The sequence below is a fragment of the Parazoarcus communis genome, from assembly GCF_003111665.1.
Lineage (GTDB): Bacteria > Pseudomonadota > Gammaproteobacteria > Burkholderiales > Rhodocyclaceae > Parazoarcus > Parazoarcus communis_B.
Genome location: NZ_CP022188.1, coordinates 536,258 through 555,169, shown reverse-complemented (window position 1 = coordinate 555,169; position 18,912 = coordinate 536,258). Strand labels below are relative to the sequence as shown.

The 18,912-nt window shown below is 61.6% G+C and carries 18 protein-coding genes; 2 read left to right on the top strand and 16 right to left on the bottom strand.

Annotation, left to right across the window (positions count from 1 at the left end; all coding sequences use genetic code 11):
* Nucleotides 1–63: 63 nt before the first annotated feature.
* From CEW87_RS02585 to CEW87_RS02560, 6 genes are all read right to left on the bottom strand, one after another.
* Nucleotides 64–216, bottom strand: a complete 153-nt coding sequence (locus tag CEW87_RS02585) for a DUF3309 family protein (RefSeq protein WP_420094149.1) — start codon at nucleotides 214–216, stop codon at nucleotides 64–66.
* A 97-nt stretch (nucleotides 217–313) separates the two neighbouring features.
* On the bottom strand, nucleotides 314–499 hold the full coding sequence (locus CEW87_RS02580) for a CsbD family protein (protein WP_108971332.1): 186 nt from the start codon (nucleotides 497–499) through the stop codon (nucleotides 314–316).
* Nucleotides 500–982: 483 nt separating this feature from the next.
* The gene (locus tag CEW87_RS02575; RefSeq protein ID WP_108971331.1) at nucleotides 983–1,300 is read right to left on the bottom strand and encodes a DUF1840 domain-containing protein; all 318 of its coding nucleotides are present in this window, start codon (nucleotides 1,298–1,300) and stop codon (nucleotides 983–985) included.
* A gap of 347 nt (nucleotides 1,301–1,647) precedes the next feature.
* The gene (locus tag CEW87_RS02570) at nucleotides 1,648–2,448 is read right to left on the bottom strand and encodes a hypothetical protein (protein WP_108971330.1); all 801 of its coding nucleotides are present in this window, start codon (nucleotides 2,446–2,448) and stop codon (nucleotides 1,648–1,650) included.
* On the bottom strand, nucleotides 2,445–3,551 hold the full coding sequence (locus CEW87_RS02565) for a glycosyltransferase family 4 protein (RefSeq protein WP_159098064.1): 1,107 nt from the start codon (nucleotides 3,549–3,551) through the stop codon (nucleotides 2,445–2,447). The genes CEW87_RS02570 and CEW87_RS02565 overlap by 4 nt, the downstream gene beginning before the upstream one ends.
* Nucleotides 3,548–3,844, bottom strand: a complete 297-nt coding sequence (locus CEW87_RS02560) for a hypothetical protein (protein WP_159098063.1) — start codon at nucleotides 3,842–3,844, stop codon at nucleotides 3,548–3,550. The genes CEW87_RS02565 and CEW87_RS02560 overlap by 4 nt, the downstream gene beginning before the upstream one ends.
* Before the next feature lie 542 nt (nucleotides 3,845–4,386).
* On the opposite strand from CEW87_RS02560, the gene CEW87_RS02555 reads away from it, so the two are divergent.
* The gene (locus CEW87_RS02555; RefSeq protein ID WP_199917104.1) at nucleotides 4,387–5,379 is read left to right on the top strand and encodes a zinc transporter ZntB; all 993 of its coding nucleotides are present in this window, start codon (nucleotides 4,387–4,389) and stop codon (nucleotides 5,377–5,379) included.
* Nucleotides 5,380–5,614: 235 nt separating this feature from the next.
* Here CEW87_RS02555 and CEW87_RS02550 read toward each other — a convergent pair whose 3' ends face one another.
* From CEW87_RS02550 to CEW87_RS02515, 8 genes are all read right to left on the bottom strand, one after another.
* Nucleotides 5,615–6,253 (bottom strand): PEP-CTERM sorting domain-containing protein, encoded by a 639-nt coding sequence (locus tag CEW87_RS02550; RefSeq protein WP_108971326.1) that lies wholly within the window; start codon nucleotides 6,251–6,253, stop codon nucleotides 5,615–5,617.
* Nucleotides 6,254–6,891: 638 nt separating this feature from the next.
* Nucleotides 6,892–7,431 (bottom strand): RNA polymerase sigma factor SigZ, encoded by a 540-nt coding sequence (gene sigZ, locus CEW87_RS02545; RefSeq protein ID WP_108971325.1) that lies wholly within the window; start codon nucleotides 7,429–7,431, stop codon nucleotides 6,892–6,894.
* A 200-nt stretch (nucleotides 7,432–7,631) separates the two neighbouring features.
* Nucleotides 7,632–8,348 carry an aspartate/glutamate racemase family protein gene (locus tag CEW87_RS02540; protein WP_108971324.1) on the bottom strand — a complete coding sequence of 239 codons (717 nt, stop codon included), beginning with the start codon at nucleotides 8,346–8,348 and terminating at the stop codon, nucleotides 7,632–7,634.
* 39 nt (nucleotides 8,349–8,387) lie between these two features.
* Nucleotides 8,388–9,632: an NAD(P)/FAD-dependent oxidoreductase gene (locus tag CEW87_RS02535; RefSeq protein WP_108971323.1), complete on the bottom strand. Its 1,245-nt coding sequence runs from the start codon at nucleotides 9,630–9,632 to the stop codon at nucleotides 8,388–8,390.
* The gene (locus tag CEW87_RS02530) at nucleotides 9,629–9,997 is read right to left on the bottom strand and encodes a RidA family protein (RefSeq protein WP_108971322.1); all 369 of its coding nucleotides are present in this window, start codon (nucleotides 9,995–9,997) and stop codon (nucleotides 9,629–9,631) included. Before CEW87_RS02530 ends, CEW87_RS02535 begins: the two co-directional genes overlap by 4 nt.
* 307 nt (nucleotides 9,998–10,304) lie before the next feature.
* Nucleotides 10,305–11,252 (bottom strand): Bug family tripartite tricarboxylate transporter substrate binding protein, encoded by a 948-nt coding sequence (locus tag CEW87_RS02525; RefSeq protein ID WP_108971321.1) that lies wholly within the window; start codon nucleotides 11,250–11,252, stop codon nucleotides 10,305–10,307.
* Between the two features lie 177 nt (nucleotides 11,253–11,429).
* The gene (locus CEW87_RS02520; RefSeq protein ID WP_108971320.1) at nucleotides 11,430–12,968 is read right to left on the bottom strand and encodes a tripartite tricarboxylate transporter permease; all 1,539 of its coding nucleotides are present in this window, start codon (nucleotides 12,966–12,968) and stop codon (nucleotides 11,430–11,432) included.
* A gap of 13 nt (nucleotides 12,969–12,981) precedes the next feature.
* On the bottom strand, nucleotides 12,982–13,449 hold the full coding sequence (locus CEW87_RS02515) for a tripartite tricarboxylate transporter TctB family protein (RefSeq protein ID WP_108971319.1): 468 nt from the start codon (nucleotides 13,447–13,449) through the stop codon (nucleotides 12,982–12,984).
* A gap of 232 nt (nucleotides 13,450–13,681) precedes the next feature.
* Between CEW87_RS02515 and CEW87_RS02510 the strand changes: the two genes are divergently transcribed.
* Nucleotides 13,682–14,599, top strand: coding sequence for a LysR substrate-binding domain-containing protein (locus tag CEW87_RS02510; RefSeq protein ID WP_108971318.1), 918 nt, complete (start codon nucleotides 13,682–13,684; stop codon nucleotides 14,597–14,599).
* Here CEW87_RS02510 and CEW87_RS02505 read toward each other — a convergent pair.
* Together CEW87_RS02505 and CEW87_RS02500 are read right to left on the bottom strand one after the other, a co-directional pair.
* Nucleotides 14,596–16,758, bottom strand: a complete 2,163-nt coding sequence (locus CEW87_RS02505) for a UvrD-helicase domain-containing protein (protein ID WP_108971317.1) — start codon at nucleotides 16,756–16,758, stop codon at nucleotides 14,596–14,598. The two genes, CEW87_RS02510 and CEW87_RS02505, sit on opposite strands and share 4 nt — an antisense overlap.
* Nucleotides 16,755–18,878, bottom strand: a complete 2,124-nt coding sequence (locus CEW87_RS02500) for a putative bifunctional diguanylate cyclase/phosphodiesterase (protein WP_108971316.1) — start codon at nucleotides 18,876–18,878, stop codon at nucleotides 16,755–16,757. Before CEW87_RS02500 ends, CEW87_RS02505 begins: the two co-directional genes overlap by 4 nt.
* Nucleotides 18,879–18,912: the final 34 nt, after the last annotated feature.

The window sequence follows — 18,912 nt, the reverse complement described above, 5'->3', positions numbered from 1 at the left end:
CGTTCGACAGACCACATCCGCGGCGCCGTTCGGAAACAGGCAGCGGATTGGTCTGCGCTGGGCCTAGATCTTGCCTAGGAGCACCAGGATGAGCAGGACAACGACCACCAGTCCCAGCCCGCCAGTTGGGCCGTAACCCCAGCTGCGGCTGTGCGGCCAACTCGGAAGTACGCCAATCAGCATCAAGATCAGCACGATCAGCAGAATCGTTCCCAATGACATTTCAACCTCCTCTTCAATGCGACGGCATCAACGCCTTGCAGATGCGCGTTCGGCTCCCGTCGAACGCCTCGGAGCCGGGCTCGATAAGGGCCTATGCCTTGCTGATGGCTTTGGCGACTTCCTGCTTCAGGTCGCCATAGCCGGCTCGAAGCTTGCCGCCGAGCTGCTCAACCTTGCCTTGCTGCTGCAGTTCCTCCTTGCCGACGATCCTTCCGGCGATTTCAACGGCCTTGCCTTTGGCTTCCTCGATACGTCCGGCGACTTGATCCTTGTTCATGGTGCTTCCTTGATGGGCTGGCTTGTGAGCGACGTGTCGGCCACCCTTGCCGGACATGCACTGTTCCTTGCCACGGCCGGAGTTCAGTCAGGTCTGCTGGTTTGGATAGACTGAATATGAGCCACTGGCGCGTGTCCGTCTGTCTGCTGGCGCACGAACTGATCTTGCGGTGGCAATTACGGTTACACGATGGTGAACTTGTTGCTGAGCTTGACCGGGTGCGACTTCAGGGCCGCAGCCGGCGCGACCGCAGATAATGCGAGCATATGCAAGCATGCTTCAATCATGGTTTTGGCATGATGTTTTTGGTGGCTGCACGGCACCCGCCAGCGCCGGTTTCAAGCCCCCGGCGGTCAAGTGTCGTGATGTATCGGCGCCGGTGTTCGAGGGGCCTGGGTGCCCGCAATCACGCCGCTTCGGTTGTGCCTGCGTGGCATCCGTCCGTGTGACCTGAAATACCGCCGAGTGGCCGTCGTCGCAGGTCTATACGCCCCAGGTGACGGGGGCTTTTTCGGCGAGTGAGTGCTCCAGCAGTTCGAGCAAAGGCAGACCCCGTTGATGGAAGGAGATGTCGCCGTCCGGGGTGTGTTCGGTGTCGTCAACGGGGGGCTGGCCGGCATGCGCGGCGACGTCGGCGTCGATGGCCTGCCTGACGCGTGAAATCGCGTCGGGAAGTTGCTCCACGGTGATGATCCCTTGCTGTGCATCCTGGTCCCTGCCCAGCACCTCCAGCATTTCCTTGCCATTTTGCTCAAGGGTAATCACGTTACCGCTGGCGGCGGACTTGAATATAATCAGCATGACAGGATCTCCAGTGTGGTCCGTGATGGCCGCAGATCGCCGCAGGAAGTCGGGGCGCATGGCCAAGCCAATACGATTAATGCTACGCGGTGAGCGGTGGTCGTCTGTGCGGTGGGCAACATGTCCTGCGGGCTGGTCGGGCGCGGGCCAAAGACTGGCCGGCAAGCCGGAGCATGACTGGCACAATCCTGAATGACGTGCCCTCTGTATTGCTGCTGCAGGTTCGAAGCCAGGTTGCTCACGAAACGACTCACGTGTCGATCGAATAGGGCAGCAGGCGGTCGAACTCTTTCTTCACCACTGCGTAACACTCGCAGGCTCTGGCTTCCAGCCGATGCACGCCGTCCCTATGCGGGTGTCTGAGCCAGGTCGGCGAAGCGCTGGATCATCTCTGCCAGCACGGAAAAATCGTGAGCATCCACCAGTCGCTGCTGGGCTCGTTCCACTGCCGCGGCGTGCTCGGTGTTTGGCCGGTGCTCGAGCAGCACACGATAGGCTGCGATCTCTTCGCCCAGGTACCAGAACTCGTCGTTGGTTTCCTTGCGCTTCTTGTCCTCGTCGCGCAGCAGCTGGGCGCAGCGGATGTTCAGCAGGCGGCGGTGGATCTTCAGGGCCTGTGCCGGCAGCTCGCCGGGCAGGGCGCGCACCTGCACCCCGAGATCGCGGCTCCAGTTGCCAATCGCGGTTGGCAGGCTGGTGGCCATGTCGACGATGTCGAAGGGTTCGCGCAAGGTGCCCACGATGTCGGCCCGCAGGTTGCGAAATCCGACGTCCGCCAGCAGCAGGGTCGGCTTGTCCAGCGCCCGCATGAAGCCATACTCCAGCGCCACGTTGGGATTGAATTCGTCCTTGACCCGGTCTTCCAGCACCGCCAGACCGTACTTGCAGCACAGCATGTACACGCACACATTGGTCCACACCTGGCGGTCGCGCGGATACATCCGGTCGTCGGCGCGCAAGCCCTTGAGGCCCTGACGGCACAGCGCCCGACGCAATTCCTCGTCCAGTTGTGCAAGCAGGCGGTTGCCCGAGTCGAAGCGGGTCATGATGAACACGTTGCGGCTGTAATCCGGGTGATCCTGGAAGAAGCGCTCGCAATCGGGTTTCAGGTGCGCATAGCCGGGTGGCAGGTGGAAGTCGTCGGTCACGGGGTGTGCTCCTTGGTCTCAAGGCTCAGGCCGGACAAGGCCCTGAAGCGTTCCAGATAGCGGCGTGCCATGGCCACGTCGGTGAACTGTTGAAGGGCCCGGGCGCGCGCAGCCGAACCCATGGCCTGCAGGGCGTCGGCATCCATCTTGCGCCAGCGTTCCATGGCCAGGCAAAAGGCGCCATAGCTGGTGTCGTCGCAGTAGATGGCGTGCTCGCCCAGCACTTCCACCAGCCCGTCGACCGGCGTACAGACCACCGGGATGCCACGGGCCGCGCCCTCCAGCGCGGCAAGGCCGAAGGGTTCGTAGGTGGACGGCTGTACCAGGACGTCGATCGCATTGAAGAAGGCTTCCAGACGGGCGCCGCCGCACCAGCCCAGGTAGCGCACCCGCGCCTCGATCCCCAGGTCATGCACCAGATCGCGCGCGTAGGCGCTGAAGGCCTTGCCGGCGATCATGGCCTCGAAGCCGTCGAATGCCGGTTCGGTCAGGAGCATCTGGACATATTCCGGATGCTTGCGCGGCACCAGCCGACCGCAATAGCCCAGCACATTGCGGCGCGGTCGTGCGAGCACGGGAGCCGGCGGCACGATGCCGTTGGCAACGACGCTGACGCGCGGATTGAGGCGCTGGTATCCCAGCGTGTGGTAGTAGCGTCGCTCGGCCTCGGAGACCAGCACGACTTCGTCGCAGGCAGCGATGAGGCGCTCCTGATCCATCACCGCGCCGTGGAGATTCACCGCATTCGAGATCTCCTCGTAGGCCAGCAGGGAATGGATGGTGAACACGGACCGGGCGCCCCCAGTGGCGTCGAGCAGCCCCGGCCGATGGTTGTAGGAGTGGATGTGCACCACCGGCGCATGAAAGTGGGCGAGCTCCGCTTCGCTGCCCACGGCCACGCATGGATGGCTGCCGAGGATCGCCTCCACCTCGTAAGGCTGGTACTCGTGATCGGTGACGTACCACAGTGCGCGCACGCCAATCGCCGCAAAGCCGCTGGCCAGCGACTCGATCACGCTGCCGACGCCGCCCATGCGGTTGTGCGGCATCTCGTTGGTGATCTCGATGACGTCGAAGTTGCGCTCGGTGGTGTTGGTGATCACGGCAAAAGCTCCGCCAGGCCGGCATCGTCCGGCACCTGCAGCGTGCCCAGCACCCCGACCGCCCGGCATTCGATGGGGAATCGCTCGGGCGCCTCCCAGCTGCCGTCACTGCGGCGGGCCGCCAGAAACACACCGGCCACACACTCTGTGAGGCAGGGATTGCAGTCTTCCGTATGAAAATTATGTACCGCCAGCACCCGGTAGGCACCGGGCGCGACAGTGCTCAGATCAATCCGGATCTCGCTTGCCGAGCGGTAGCTCAGGCCGAAGCGGCTGACCTCGAACGGCGCCACCACCAGCACCGCCCCCGCCAGGCGGCATGGGCGAGGCCCCGAAGAGATAGCCCGAAACCCGGGCACCTCCGGTGGATCCTCCCGCGCTGCCACGCCGGTAGGGCCTGCCTGATTCCGCTGAGTCCTGTCCATCGTGGATGACTCTCAATAGAAATGCCAAGTTGATGCCGGACAAAGGATTGGGTGAGCCCATTCTGGCCCAGGGGCTGGCATGGCTCAAGCTGAAGTTTGCTGCGCGTGCCACCATCAGGCCGCGTCGGAGCACGTTTAATGGCGCTTCCCTCTCCGGCGCACGCCTGCATACCGGGTGCAGGTGGTGCTGAACAGGATCAGGCCACCGGTTTCGATCAAAAAGCCGAGGTTGCCGGACTGTTCAGAAATCAAACGACTCTGACCCCCTTTGATCCCTGCGTCCTTTGATCCGAATGCCATGCGGCATCAACTGCAGCGATCCGGACGGGGACGTAGCGCGAGGTCGGACCTGGCCCCTATGCTGTGGTCAATGTATGGTGCCCGTTCGGGGCAATGATCAGGAAAATGCCGTGGGAATCAACGAGAGCAACGACGAAGACGGACTGGTGTGCGCCTACCTGCAATGGCCAGACGGCCGCTGGCAGGCCGTCGACTGGGACGGTGTGCGCGCCTGGCGGCCTGGTGACGGTCTGCTGTGGATGCACTTCAACCGCTCGGCCGAAGCGACCCGGTCCTGGCTGCATGAGGGCAGCGGGCTGGATGCGCTGGTGGCCGACAACCTGCTGGCCGAGGAAACCCGGCCGCGTGCGCTGGCCATGGACGGCAATCTGCTGGTGAACCTGCGGGGTGTCAACCTCAATCCCGGTGCGGATCCCGACGACATGGTGTCGCTGCGCATCTGGCTCGAACCCGGGCGCATCGTGACTTCCCGCCGACGCCGGTTGATGGCCATCGACGACATCCGCGAACACATCACCCGGGGCAAAGGGCCGCGCGATACCGGGGATTTTCTGGTGGAGGTTGCGGGCCTGCTGGTCAATCGCATGTCGCCCGTCATCGAGCAACTCGACGAGGCAGCCGACGATCTGGAGGAGCAGGTGGTTACGGGGGAGCGCGAGGATGTGCGGACCCGGCTCGCTTCGCTGCGGCGCCAGGCCATCAGCCTGCGGCGCTACCTGGCGCCGCAGCGCGAGGCCCTGTCGCGTATCCTGGGTGAACCCGTCGACTGGTTGCACGAGCGGCACAAGGCGCAGTTGCGCGAAATTTCGGACCGCACCATGCGCTACGTCGAAGACCTCGACGCCATCCGCGAGCGGGCCGCGGTGATCCAGGATGAGGTGGCCAACCGTGTGGCCGAGTCGATGAACAAGAACATGTACATGCTTGCCATCGTCGCCACCATCATGCTGCCGCTGGGTTTCATCACCGGCTTGCTCGGCGTCAACGTGGATGGACTGCCTGGCGCCCATGACGCGCCCTGGGCGTTTGCCGCGCTCAGCGCCTTCCTGCTGGTGCTGGTGTTCCTGCAGGTCCTGGTGATGCGCCGCCTGAAATGGTTCTAGCGCCCGTCGCTGCCTGGGAATCAAAGGGGGCGCAGAACGCTGTTGGTGGACTCGGTGAGGTGCGTACAGGCAGCCACCCGGATCTCCAGGCTCTCGTCGCTTGCTGACCAATTGGTTCCGGGCGATCTGCCGGACGGCGCCGAACAGGGGCGGCGTCTCTGTTCATGTGCCGGGTTGAGGCCCTGATCAGAAAACAGGGGAAAGGGACTCCGGAAAGCCCTCTCCCCGATTTCTGTTACATCAGACTGCGCTTTCTTGCCGCAAGCGCAGTGAGGGCCAGACCCGCCAACAACAGCGTTGACGGTTCAGGAACCGAGTTGCCATTGGAACTCGCTCCGGCGCTAGCCACCAGACGGTAGGTATCGCTCGAGCCTGGAAGCGTGCCCGGACTTTCTGGAAATCCCGCAGTCAGCGTCTCATTGGACGAAAACAAGACGGTCAGCAGGGCGTTGGCGGTGGCGTCACCGTTTCCGAAGAACACGCTACGATAATTTTCAGACGTGTTGCTATTGTCCCTGTCGACATCGACAAGTGTCTGGTAAATCGCCCCTGGACCGAATCCACTGAAGCTCATGTCGAGCACGTCGAGGCGCGTGCCGATTGAGTTGAATGTCATCGAGACAGAGCCAAAAGAGGTTGTCGGGGGCTGGCTGCTGTAGCCGGAAACGTGGAAGTTCCTGCTCGTGTCGCCGATTGAAAAGGTAAGGCCCGTAATCGAAGCCGAGTCGGATGTGTTTTTCAATGTAAGCGTAGGCGAGTTTGTATTGCCCGATACATCGAACACAAAACCAATCAACGCTGCATTCGCAGTGTGCGGCAGGGCGGCGAAGCACAGTGCGCCGATCAAGGCCGAAATTGTATTTTTGATCTTCATCACTTTCCCCTTTTTACATGTTTGCAATTAGGAGAAGCATGATTTAGGCCGATTTATATATAAATATGTTTACAAACGACAAATTCAAAACGTCGCTCATCATTCCATGAAGAGTGTAAAAAATGCCGACACACGTTTGCTTCAGAGAAGAATGAATTTTCCTCAGGGTGGGTGGTTTGCGCTTTCATGGCCCTGTATTCATGTGAAGTGGCTCGCCACAGTATTGCTTCGTGCAATCTCGGGGTGTATTCATAAGACATTTATTGCGAGCAATGGAGTCTGTGGTTGATTTGTCTTAAATATATGAATATAAATAATAATGTGATTGATTTTTGCGGGGCTACAGGGGCTGCTGGCGATTCTTTCTATGGGAAGTGCCAGATATTATTGATGGAGATCAAAGGCGGGAACTTCTCTATCAATCTCAATGAATTGACGACTGGTCGTGCGCCGGAATAACCCGAATCGAATTATTGGCCTCGCGGGCGACTGAAATCGATTGCTCGGCATGATCGTGTTGCTGCCTGACCATGGCGAGGGCTGACTCATATGTCCGCGAGCGAAATTCGACAAAAACTGGAAAATCGTTTGAGCGTGAGCTCGCCGGACTGGCGGGTGGCAGATCGCCCAATGGAACCTTACTTTTCGAGCGGCGAGCGGGGCACGAAGCAGCAGACTTGGCCTGCCTCGTCGAAGCGGACCTGGCAGGCGGTGACGAGCCGGGTTTTGAGTCTTTTCCGGGCGCGCAGAATGCGCGACTTGGCGGCAGGGAGCGTGAGCCCGAGGCGCTCGGCGTAGGCCTGCTGGGACAGGCCCTCGATGTCGCACAGGGTCAGCGCTTCGCGATCTTCAGGCGCCAGTTCGGCGAGTGCGCGCGGCAGGCAGGCGGAGAGCGCCTCGACCGGCTGGTCCGAGTTCTCGGGTGCGGGGTAGTCGGCGTCGTCGAGCGGGATCTGCTCCTTGGTCAACCGGTAGCGGTCGATGAGCAGGTTGCGCGCGACGTGGAAGAGCCAGGCCCTGGGGTTGCCGATGCTGCACAGGCCACGGTCATGCAGCATGGCCCGCAGGAAGACTTCCTGCACAAGGTCCCGCGCTTCGTCGGCATTGGTAACGCGACCGCTGACGAAGCGGAGAAGCTCACGGCCGTGGGCCGTCCACGCCTCATTCACGCATTTCATGGGGCGGGGGCTATCGGCATTTGTATTGATCAGTGTGGTGGTCGTGCCGCGCAGTTTAGAGCGAATGGCTCGAGCAGGAAATCCCGACGTCAGGCCAAGGGCCGTTTCATGGAGGCGCTGATCGGGCAGCCCTGAGCGTGCTTTGTGCTCTCTGCCGCCGCGCGGTCTGGATTGTTGATCTCGTTCAGGCCCGGTAGCGCTCAAGCGCGAGTGCGCTGTACCGCCCCCGCGACCATCCGGGTGAGGCTTGTCAGGTCAAACACCGGAAGGCCGAAGCGCTGGTGCAAGGCCGGGGCGAAGTGCGACAGGTCGGTGCACTCGAGAACCAGCGCGCCGACGTTTGGATTCGCTGCCAGCATGCGCTCAACCACCGTGCACAGTTCGTCGGCGAACACATCCATGTCCAGATCATTGTGGCGGCCGTGGAGGATCACGTCGGCAAACTGCGGCTGCTCCTGCATGCCGGCGATTACCAGTGGCTCGTCGGCAATGCCTGCGCCACGCAGATGATCGATCGAGAGCGCGTTGCTGTTGGCGACAACGACGCCGACCTTTGCGCCACTACCAAGCATTCGCGATACCAGCGGCACCTGGATCAGGCTGGACATGAAGACCGGCACCCTGACCGCATCCGCGATCTCACGCTGGTGAAGCGCGAGGAAGCCGCAGCTGCCCGTAATGGCACGCACGCCTTCGCGCTCCAGTTCGCGAGCCGCCTCGATGAAGGGTTCGAGCAGTGCAGGGTCGCGTTCCCGGATCAGGCGGTCGACGGTTGCCCCCTTGACCGTTTTGTAGAGAACCGGAAAGTCGAAACTCGCGGCGTACTTGATATGGCCTTCGGGCTTGGGGAAAAAGGACTCAAGCGAGATGACGCCGAGCGGGATGCCGTAGTAGTTGAAACCACCTTGCAAAATCATGAAGTTCTCGAGCCTTTACGGGTAAGCAGAAACGGGACGTCAGTGGAACCTGGAGGGCGAGAAGGGGGCCAGCAGTGAATCCTGCTGCCGGCCCTGGATGGCTTCAGCGACCAGTTTGCCAGTGGTGGCCGCGAGCGTCAGGCCGAGATGACCATGGCCGAACGCCAGCATGAAGTTCGGGTGCCTCGGCACGCGACCGATGACGGGCAGCGAGTCGGGGGTCGATGGTCTGCTTCCAACCCAGGTCGATTTCACCGTGGGCTTCTGCCCCATCATTCTTGCTGCGACGTCGAGCATGATCTCGGGTTGCCTCTCACCTTGCGGTGCGTCCGGATCGGCGAATTCCGCCATGCCGGCAATTCGGATGCCGCCTTCCATCGGCGTCATGAACACAGCGTAGTCCAGCCAGCCGACTGGCCGATTCAGACGCCACTTGTCGGCTTCCAGCACCAGGTGATAACCGCGTTCGCTGACCAGCGGGATTTTCACGCCGAGTTGTTGCGCGAGTCTCGCGCCCGCAACGCCGGCGCAGATGACGACGCTGTCGAAGGTGCATGAGCCCTGCGCGGTGTTCACGCGGCACTTGCCGTCGGCGTCGGAAACGGTCGTCACTTCATCGAGTAGCAGCTTGCCGCCCTGGGCTGCGAAATGGCGCGCATACAGCCTGCTCAGCTCGACCGGGCTCACCGTAAACCGGGTTTCCGGATAGAGTACGCCGCCAGCATGAAAGTGGCTGAGGTCGGGTTCGAGCTCCTGCACCGCTTCAGCCGACATGACCTGCACCTTCACGCCCTGTTCCTCGCGCTCTCGCAGGTGTCCGGCCAATGCAGCCTCGAAGCCTTCCCTTGTGGAAAACAGGGCAAGGCAGCCGTCGTGGCGAACGAGCTTTGCTGCGCCCGTTTCACTCAGCAGGGCTTCATCCGCTGCAGGCGCGGTTTGCTGCAGGCTGGTCAGTGCATCGCGCCCCTGGCGATACTTCTCGGGCGTGCAGGCCTTGATGAAGTGCCATCCGTAGGGCATCAGATGTCTTGCATACCGCGCCTGCAAGGACAAAGGGCTGGTTTTGTCGAGGAGCATGCCCGGGATCTTGCGAAGCTGCGCATAGCTGGCAATCGGGAGGCGACCATAGTCGGCGAACAGGCCGGCATTGCCAAAGGATGCGCCCAAGCCGGGCTCGTTGCGATCGATAAGCGTCACTTTGGAGCCCATCTTCTGGAGCCACAAAGCGGTCGACAGACCAACGATGCCTGCACCAATAACCGCAATATTTCCGGGTTGCGTCATCGCGCGTTCTCATCATGCGGACGCAAGGCAGTCGCCTGAATCTCGACCTTCAGTTCCGGGCGTGCCAGGCGCGCCTCCACGCAGGCGCGGGCGGGCGGGTTCGAACCGTCAATCCAGGCGTCCCAAATGGCATTCATGGCCTGGAATTCCCGCATGTCGGTGAGCCAGATCGTGACCGATAGCAGATTTGACTTGGTGGTTCCCGCTAGCGCCAGCAAGGCTTCTATCTGCGAGAGAATCTGGCTGGTCTGACCGGCGACGTCGGCGGAGGCGTCCTGCGCGACCTGTCCTGCAAGAAAAACCATCGGGCCGCTGGCGACGACCTGGCTCATGCGGTGATTGGAGCGGTGACGTTCGATTGTCATTTCACGCTCCCTTCGCTTCCCGATCCCTGCGGCATGCTGCCGGCCGTGAGCGCACAAGACGCATTTGAGGAGGTGTTCGCCAGTGTTTGATATCGTTTCACTTAAAGTCTCCTTTGACGTGAAAGCACCAGGGTGGGGCGTCGCGTCAAAATGAATTCGTTGCGCTGATGCCGTGCGCGAGGTCTTGCTGCCCGGTGGGTGCGCGCTGGCGCACCCACCGGATTTCCAACGCAGCTGTGCTCATCCGGCGACGGCCTGATCCCAGGCTGGGCATTCACCGGGGGCCGGATTCGCGCAGGGATGTTGATTACTGCTTCATCTTTGCGGCTGCGTTTTTCATGATGTCGTAGGTCGTCAGCATGTCCTTGGTCCAGCTTTCGCCGTGACGGAAGTCGATGTTTGCGCCCATGTTTTCAAAAGCCTTGTGAACCTTCGGGTCTTCCATGACCTTGGCACTCGCCGTCACGAGCTTCTGAATGACTTCCGGCGGGGTGCCCTTGGGGGCGAAAACACCGGACCACCCTTCAAAGCTGCCCTTGATGCCGTAATCGGCAAAGGTGGGGACGTTGGGGTACTCAGCCATCTTCTTGTTCAGCACCAGAAGCCTTGCGCGGCCGGATTTGACGTGAGGTGCAAATGCCGGCGGGAACGAAACGGCGGAATCAATATGGCCGCCGATGAGCGCGACCATGGACTCTGCCGTCGTGTTGCCGTGGACGTACTTCACGTCGTAGCCCGCCTGGTCGGCAATGATGCTGGCGAGCACCGTGCCGGACGAGGCAGCACCCCAGGAGCCTTGAGTCAGTCGGCCGGCTTTTGCGGCAGCAATGAAATCGTCAAAGGTCTTGTACGGGCTGTCGGCGGGTACCAGGATTCCCAGCGGGACCGACGACAGCTTGACGACGGGCTCGAAACTGGAGAAATCGTAGGGCGTCTTGCTGAAGTTCGGGGTCACCAGAACGTTGCTCAGACCGGCGTTCACCAGGGTGTAACCGTCGGCCTTGCTGCTTGCCACAAAGGTGGTGCCGATCACGCCACCGCCACCCGCCTTGTTGATCACCACGACCGGCGCGCCAAGTGCGCCCTCCATTGCATCCGCCCAAAGGCGGGTCGTCAGGTCGGAGTCACCACCCGCGCCCCAGGGCACGATGACGTTGACCGGTTTCTCGGGGAACTCAGCCTGAGCGGCGGTGGCGCCGACGGTCAGGGCCATTGCTGCAGTGATGCTCAACAGCGACTTTGCAATCTTGTTCATCTCAATGCTCCTGTTAGGGTGATCTGTTTTGATTTACGACGAAAACTGAATCTCACGGGTGAATCAGGTGTTCATTGCATTTCGAGGGCATGCTTCTTGTTGCAAACGATGGCTTCGTTATCTCCGGTGGCGAATTTCCATTAAGTGATTGAAAGCGTGTGATTGCTGGCGATGCCTTCAGGCGGGTTGCTCACTCGCGCTTCTCGCCATGGCCAGCATGGCCTTCTCCTTTTTCTTCGCGCGCACTGCCGAGAAGACCGAGAAGACTGACAGCGCGGTGAAGACCCAGGCGTAGGGAGAGGCAAGGATCATCCCGTAGTCGGTTCCGATGATGGCAATCGACTGGTCGAGGTTCTGTTCGAGCAGTGGCGTGAGGATGAAACCGATGATGAAGGCCGCAGCATTCAGCCCGCCCAGACGCATGCCATAGCCGATCACGGTGAAGCAGATCAGAATCAGGACGTCATACAAGTCCTGGTTGGTCGTGAAGGCGCCGGCAATGGCAAACACGGTGACGCAGGGAAAGACGAAATAGCGCTGGATTGAAGCGACCTTGGTCCAGAAACCGAATCCGGCCCGGGCGATCAGCAGAAGGAACACATCGGTGATCAGAAAGCCGGCAAAGATGGCGTAGATGACGTCAGTGTGTTCATAGAAGATGGTCGGCCCAGGGGTGATGCCGTGGATGAGGAAAGCGCCCATCAGCAGTGCAGTGACGTCGTCCCCCGGGATGCTCAGGGTGAGCATGGGAATCATGCTGGAGCCGCACACTGCGTTGTTCGACGACTCGGCGGCGGCGATGCCGTGCAGGGAGCCCTTGCCAAACGTTTCCGGATTCTTTGACGTGCGTTTGGCTTCTCCGTAGGCGAGGAAGGCTGCGGCGCTCGAGCCCAGTCCGGGGAGTGCGCCGATCACGGTGCCGATGCCTGAGGACTTGATAATAGTGCCGAAGACCGAGCGGAATTCCGGCCAGGTAACGCGGTTGTCGTCCGGATTCTTCGACTTGCTCAGTACCAGATCATGGTGCGGCGTCTTGCGATTCTTGACCGCTTCGATGACCTCAGGCATGACCAGTACGCCGATCAGCAGGGGCAGGAAGGTGAACCCGCTCATCAATTCGGGAATGCCGAAGGTAAAGCGGGTTGCGCCTGTGATCGATGACATGCCGACCATCGCAAACAGCATGCCGATGCAGCAGGAGAGCAGGCCGCGAGGCACCGATTCGCCAGTCATCGAACCGACCACAGTGAAGGCGAAGATGAGCAGGAAGACCTTTTCAATCGGCCCGGCCTGCAGCGCAATGACGGAGATCGGTGCTGCCACGAAGATGAGCACCAGCGTGGCAAGTGCCTCGCCGGTCACCGATGCGTAGAGGGCCATGCCCAGCGCCTTGCCGGCTTTGCCTGCCTTGGTGAGCGCGTTTCCGTCCTGCGCTGTGAGAAAGGATGCCGCTGCGCCCGGGGTATTGATCAGGATGGCAGAGATTGAGCCGCCGTAGATGCCCGCCTTATAGACCGCGAGGAGCATCGTGATGCCGATGACTGGATCGACGTAAAAGGTCAGCGGGAGAATGATCGCAATCGCCATGATGGCCGAGATGCCGGGAATGGCGCCGAAGACGATGCCCACGCAGACGCCGGCGATGATTCCCGCAATCGGGCCGACGGCCATGATGGTGTTCATGCCGGCGAGGAAATTGTTCAGGACTTCTAGCATGCTCGTCGGCCTTTCAGGTGAGGGACCAGGTGGGAAGAAACACGCGCAGCAAATGGCTGCTGGTGTAGAACACCACCAACGGCGTGACGATCGAGACCGCCGCCATTGCCAGCCATTGCCGGCCTTCGAGCAAGATGGCAATGCTGAACATCGCAAGTGAGGTGGTCAGGATGAATCCGAGATGCGGCATGGCGTACCAGTACGACACCAGGATGGCTACATAGGCCGCGATGCCGAGAAAACCCTTGGTATCTATCCGCTCCGTCTCGCCCTGCGGGGCACCACTCAGGAGCCTGAACAGCGACGGGATGCCAATCATCGCGGCGAAAACGGTGATGAGCGTGGCGACGATTCGGGGAAGGAGCATGGAGCCGAGTTCGGTTTCGACGCCGCCCTCTACCAGCGAGTCGTTAGTCAGGATCACTATTGAGGCGATGATCAGTACGCTTGAGAGCGCGACATCAATTTTTCGTCTGTCCATGAGTCATTCCTGTCGGGGAGTGGTCGGTCTTGTCGTTGTATGAGGACTGATTGCTTCACTTGCCGGGGCTGCGAGTTGGGGCCTGGAGACCTTGACTGTCGTTTGCTGCACTCTTGAAACTGTTGCCTGGTGTAACAAATCTGTTGCGTTTTTTTGATATTGGTCAAGTTTTCGCATAAGAACAAATCTTAAATCCTGAAGAGTTGATCAGATTGGCTGATATTATTGCCGTATGAACCTTCGACAGATGGAAGCTTTCCGGGCTGTGATGCTTACGGGATCGGTGTCAGAGGCGGCCACACGGCTGTTCAAGACGCAACCGGCGGTGAGCATGATGATCGCTGCGCTCGAGGCAGAGATCGGCTTTCAGCTCTTCGAGCGGCGCAAGAAACGTCTCTACCCGACGCCTGAGGCTAACTACCTCTACTCGGAGATCGAGGGAATTTTCTCGAGGATCCACGACGTATCGCAGACGATCAAGGACATACAGAACAAGCAGTACGGGTTCTTGCGTATCGGTTGCATGCCTGGCCCCTCGTACTCGTTCATGCCGGACCTGATTGCTGACTTTCTGGACGAACACCCGAAAGTGCAGGTGTCCATGCAGACACGCACGTCCGACGGCATCAAGGAATGGACCGCCTCCGCCCAGTACGACGTGGCCCTTGCGGAGATCACCGGACCCCTGCCATCGATCGAGGCCGAGATCTTCGATCTGGAGTGCGTCTGTGCAGTACCGGCAGGCCATGCGTTGGCAAGCGAGCCGGTTCTCACGCCACAGTTGCTCGACGGCGAACCCATGATCACGCTCTATCCCGACCATGCCACCGTCCACTCGTTGAGCCGGGCGTTTGACGCAGCGGGCTGCCAGCTGAGCGTGCGCGTGCGCACGCGTTTCTTCATTCCGGCGTTGCGCTTTGTCGAGCGCGGCCTGGGGATCTGCCTCATGGACCCGATCACGGTCGCGAGTTACGCGTCCTTCGCGTGCGCGAAGCAGATCGTATTCAAGCCGTTCAGGCCGGTTGTGCCGCTCCGGGTCGGGATCCTCTTTCCTGCGCATACGCCAAGGTCGCAGATGACAGAAGCCTTCGCCGAACAGTTGAGGCAGAGCTTGCAGATTCTGCAGCAAGCGCCTGCGGGCCTGCCTTAGAAGTCTGGCGCATCGCGCCCGGTAAGCCGGGCGTCGAGCAGGGTGCGGCCGCGGGTGATCGCGGTGTCGAGTTTCATCGCACTCACGAAGGGGCTGAGTCGTGCTTCGGCCGCTGGCGCGAACAGTGTGAGCTCGTCGCGCATCCGGGTGACCGCCACATAGAAGCGGTTGTGCTCTTCGGTGCGGTCCCAGCCGGCCAGCGGGAAGTTTCCGTCGGCCAGGCCGGGCAGCATGACGGCGTCGAACTCCTGTCCTTTTGCGGCTTCGACCGTGCACAGCAGCACGGTCTTGCGCTTGCGCAGTTCTGCCGATTTTTCCTCGGCGGCGCGCAGCCATTGTGCAAATTCACGCAAGGGCTGGTTGATGCTGCGTGCAGCATCGACGAAGCCGTCTACCGATCTGGCGACCATGTCGGCGGTGCCGGGATCGATGAAGAGACGTTTGGCCACGCCGCGCAAATCGAGCGCTGCGACTGCCCGACCCAGAGCGAGGTGCGCGGGCTCGTCTTCGGGGCCGTCTCGCAGTGCGGCCAGGGCGCGTGTCAGGCGCAGGCGGGCGTTGCGTTGTGCGGGGGCTTCGTCGACGGTTTCGCTGTCTTCTTGCTGCTGACGGAGCAGGGCGTTGGCTTCGTCATGCCGGCTTTCGCCGCGCAGGCGCGTGATGTTGTCGAGCAGACGGTGCGCGGCGCGGGTTTCTGCTTCGTCCGAAAGTTCGGCTGCCGCCTTGTCGGCGACGGTCTGGGGGCGTAGCAGCCGCCCCTTGAGGAAGGCGTCGAAAAGTTCGGGCTGGGCGGCGGCGGTTTTCAGGTCCTCCACGCGGCGGTCACCCCATGAGAGTTCCTGCCACAGTTCGAGCGCCTGCAGAACCTGGAAGCGCTTGTCCACGCCCGGAATGGATTCGTAGTCTTCCAGCGCGAAGGCGATCACGCCGCGCAGCATGAGGATCTCGGAGCGCAGCAGGTAGCTCTGCAGTCCTTCCAGCCGCCAGCCCAGGCCCGCGCGCAACAAGGCGTTCTCGATCGCGATCGACTGATGCGGGGCGCGCAGAATGACGGCGCAGGCGTCCAGTCGCTTGCTGCGTTGCTGCCAGTCGAGCAGGGCTGAAACCAGTTTGCCGGCTTCGTCCTCGCTGTCGGCGCAGCGCACCAGCCGCAGCCGTGCGTCGTGGTCGCGGCCGGATTCGACGGGCTTGCTCTTCAGGAAATGCGTGGCGACGGCCATTGCCGGACCGTGGCGGAAAGTGATGGTGAGCGGCAGACGCTTTACGCCGCTCCAGTTTGCGCCCAGCCGCGCGCTCAGGAAGCTGGCGTCCGCGCCTGCCCAGCGGTGGATGACCTGATCGAAGTCGCCCGCACCGGTGAACCAGGCGCGACCATGCTCGATCAGGTGCTCGAGACAGGTGAGGGTGGCGGGGTTCATGTCCTGCAGTTCGTCGGCGATGACCACGCGATAGCCCGGCAGGCTGACCGGCACGTTGCCTTGCGTGAGCAGCATGGCCAGATCGTAGGTGGCGTCGAATTCGGTGCGCCAGGCGCAGCCGTCGCCATCGCCGGCACGGGCCTTCTCCAGCTGACGGAAGAGCGCGAACAGGCCTTCCGGCACGTTGAGCGCCTCGGCCCGCGAGGCGACACTGTCGTCATCGTCGATCTCGGGCGAGACCTGTTGCGCCTTCATCTGGCGGACGATCTTCAGAAAGTCGGCGATGGGGGCGTTGTGTTCGGGCAGCCAGAGCTCGCGCGGGTTGCGCCGTGCGGCGTTGATGCGCTGGACTTCGGTCACGGCACTGCGCACATGCGGTGCGACGTCTTCGAAACTGGGCAGAAAGGGTGTTTCCCGCCCCTCGTGATCGCGCAGCACCTGAAGCGCGAACTCGTCGAAGGTCGTGCAGCGCACGCGGCGCGCCAGTCTGTCGTCGAGACCGATCTCGACCAGGCGTGTCTTGAGCACCCTTGCCGCTTCAGCAGAAAAGCACAGGGCCACGATGTGATCGGGCGATACGCCACGCTTGACGGATTCGGCGATGCGCAGCGCGAGTGTGGTGGTCTTGGCCGCGCCGGCATTGGCCATGGCAATGATGTAGCGCGCGCTGTGGGTCTGGATTGCACGCTGCTCGGCCGTCGGCTCAAAACCGACTGGATTAAAACGCGGTTCGGCCTTCATGCTGCCTGGCTCGCAATGAGGCTGGACGTTTCAAGCAGGCGTGCAAATGCTTCCTCGTCAATTGGCCTCGAGAACAGGTAGCCCTGCGCGTAGTCGCATCCCGCGCAGCGCAGGAGGTCGCGCTGTGCAGCGGTTTCGACCCCCTCGGCGACCACCTTCATGCCGAGTTTGTGCGCCATCACGATCATCGCCTCGGCGATGGCGAGGTCGGAGGCGTCGGTGGTGAGGTCGCGGACGAAGGAGCGATCGATCTTGAGGTAGTCGATATCGAATTTCTTGAGGTAGGACATTGCCGAGTAGCCGGTGCCGAAGTCGTCGATGCTCACCTGCACGCCGGCGCTGCGGAAGGTCATCAGGGCTTCGATCACGACCGGGCGGGTGTCGAGCAGGAGGCCTTCGGTGATCTCGACGGCCAGGACGCTTGCGGGCAAACCGTGTTGTCGCAGGTGCTCAATCCAGCCTGCGCTGCTGCCGCTCATGAACTGGCGCGGAGACATGTTGACGCTGATCTGGATGCCGGCTTCGGCGGTGTCTGCGTCTGTCTTCGGCCCACGCAGTGCATGCCAGCGGCCTGCCATCTGCATCGCGCGTTCGAACACCCAGTGGCCGATCTCGGAGATGACCCCGATGTCCTCGGCGACCGGAATGAATTCATCGGGTCCGATCAGGCCCCGAACCGGATGCTGCCAGCGCACCAGGGCTTCCGCCTTGACGATACGGTTGTCGGACAGGTCGACGATGGGCTGAAAGTGCAGGACGAGTTGTCCGGCCTTCACCGCGCGGCGCAAGTCGTTACCGGTCTGGAGGCGCTGCATCGCACTGATCTGCATCGGCTGCGCGAAGTAGCAGAAGCTGTTTCTGCCTTGGGCCTTGGCGGCGTACATGGCCTGGTCTGCGTAACCGAGCAAGGTGTCCATTTCGGTGCTGTCGTCGGGGTAGAAGGCAATGCCGATGCTGGCCGATACATAGGCCAGCTTGCCATCGAGATCGAACGGCATCTGCATCTGCTCGATGATGTGCTGGGCAATGGTGCCGGCCGTGTCCTTGTCCGTGATGCAGGGCGCGATCACCACGAATTCGTCTCCGCCAAGGCGCGATACGGTATCGCTGGCACGCACAACCTTGCTGATGCGGGCGGCGGCCTCGATCAGAAGCATGTCGCCGAGATCGTGGCCAAGGGTGTCGTTGACCTCCTTGAAGCGGTCGAGATCAATGAACAATTGTGCGAACCGACCGCCGCCGCGCTGACTGCGTTTGACCTCTTCGCGCAGCCGGTCCTGGAACAGGCGCCGGTTGGGAAGGCCGGTCAGGGCGTCGTAGTTTGCCTCGTGCCAGACCGCTTGTTCCATGCGTTTGCGTTCCGAGATATCCAGCAGAACACCCACCAGTCCGCCCAGTTCGCCGCGTGCATTATTGAAGGTCGCCTTGTAGAGCATCACCTCGTGCCGGGTGCCGTCTGCGTAGACGACGCTCGTTTCATAGGTCTGTGTGCCACCCTGATCGAGCAGGGCCTTGTCGGCTGCAAAATACCGGTCGGCCAGGTCGCGTGGCGCAATGTCGTAGACCGAGCGCCCGATGAGCGCATCGCGGGTCAGCCCGACGTAGCCCTCGAACGCCGAATTGCAGCCCATGTAGCGTCCGGATTCATCCTTGAAGAAGACCGGGCTCGGGATGGTGTCGACCAGTTGCTCGATGAAGCGCAGTTGATCGGCCACCGCGCGCTCTGCCCTGCAGCGCTCGGAGACGTCGAGCAGGATGCCGATGATCGCAGGCTTTCCCGAGAAAGTGGTGGCAACGCCGAAGACCTCGACGTCGAGCCTGCTGCCGTCGCTGCGTACGCCTTCAAAGCCGAAGAAGCTCGATTTGACTTCGCCCGACAGGCGACGGTCGATCTCGCGCTTGGCAAGGGGTTGATAGGCAGGGGCGATCAGTTGCGTCGGCCCCATGCCGGCGCACAAGGCCTCGGGTGTGTAGCCGAACAGGTCTGCCAGACGCTGATTGACGAAGATGAAGCGGTCGTCCTGGATGACATAGACACCGCTCAGCTCGTTGCTGACAAGGCCCGTGAGGAGGGGGGCTGCCTCCTGCTTCAGTCTGTTTTCGAAGTCCGCTGACAGCATCACTTCAGAACACGATTGGGTTGTGCGGTCAGGC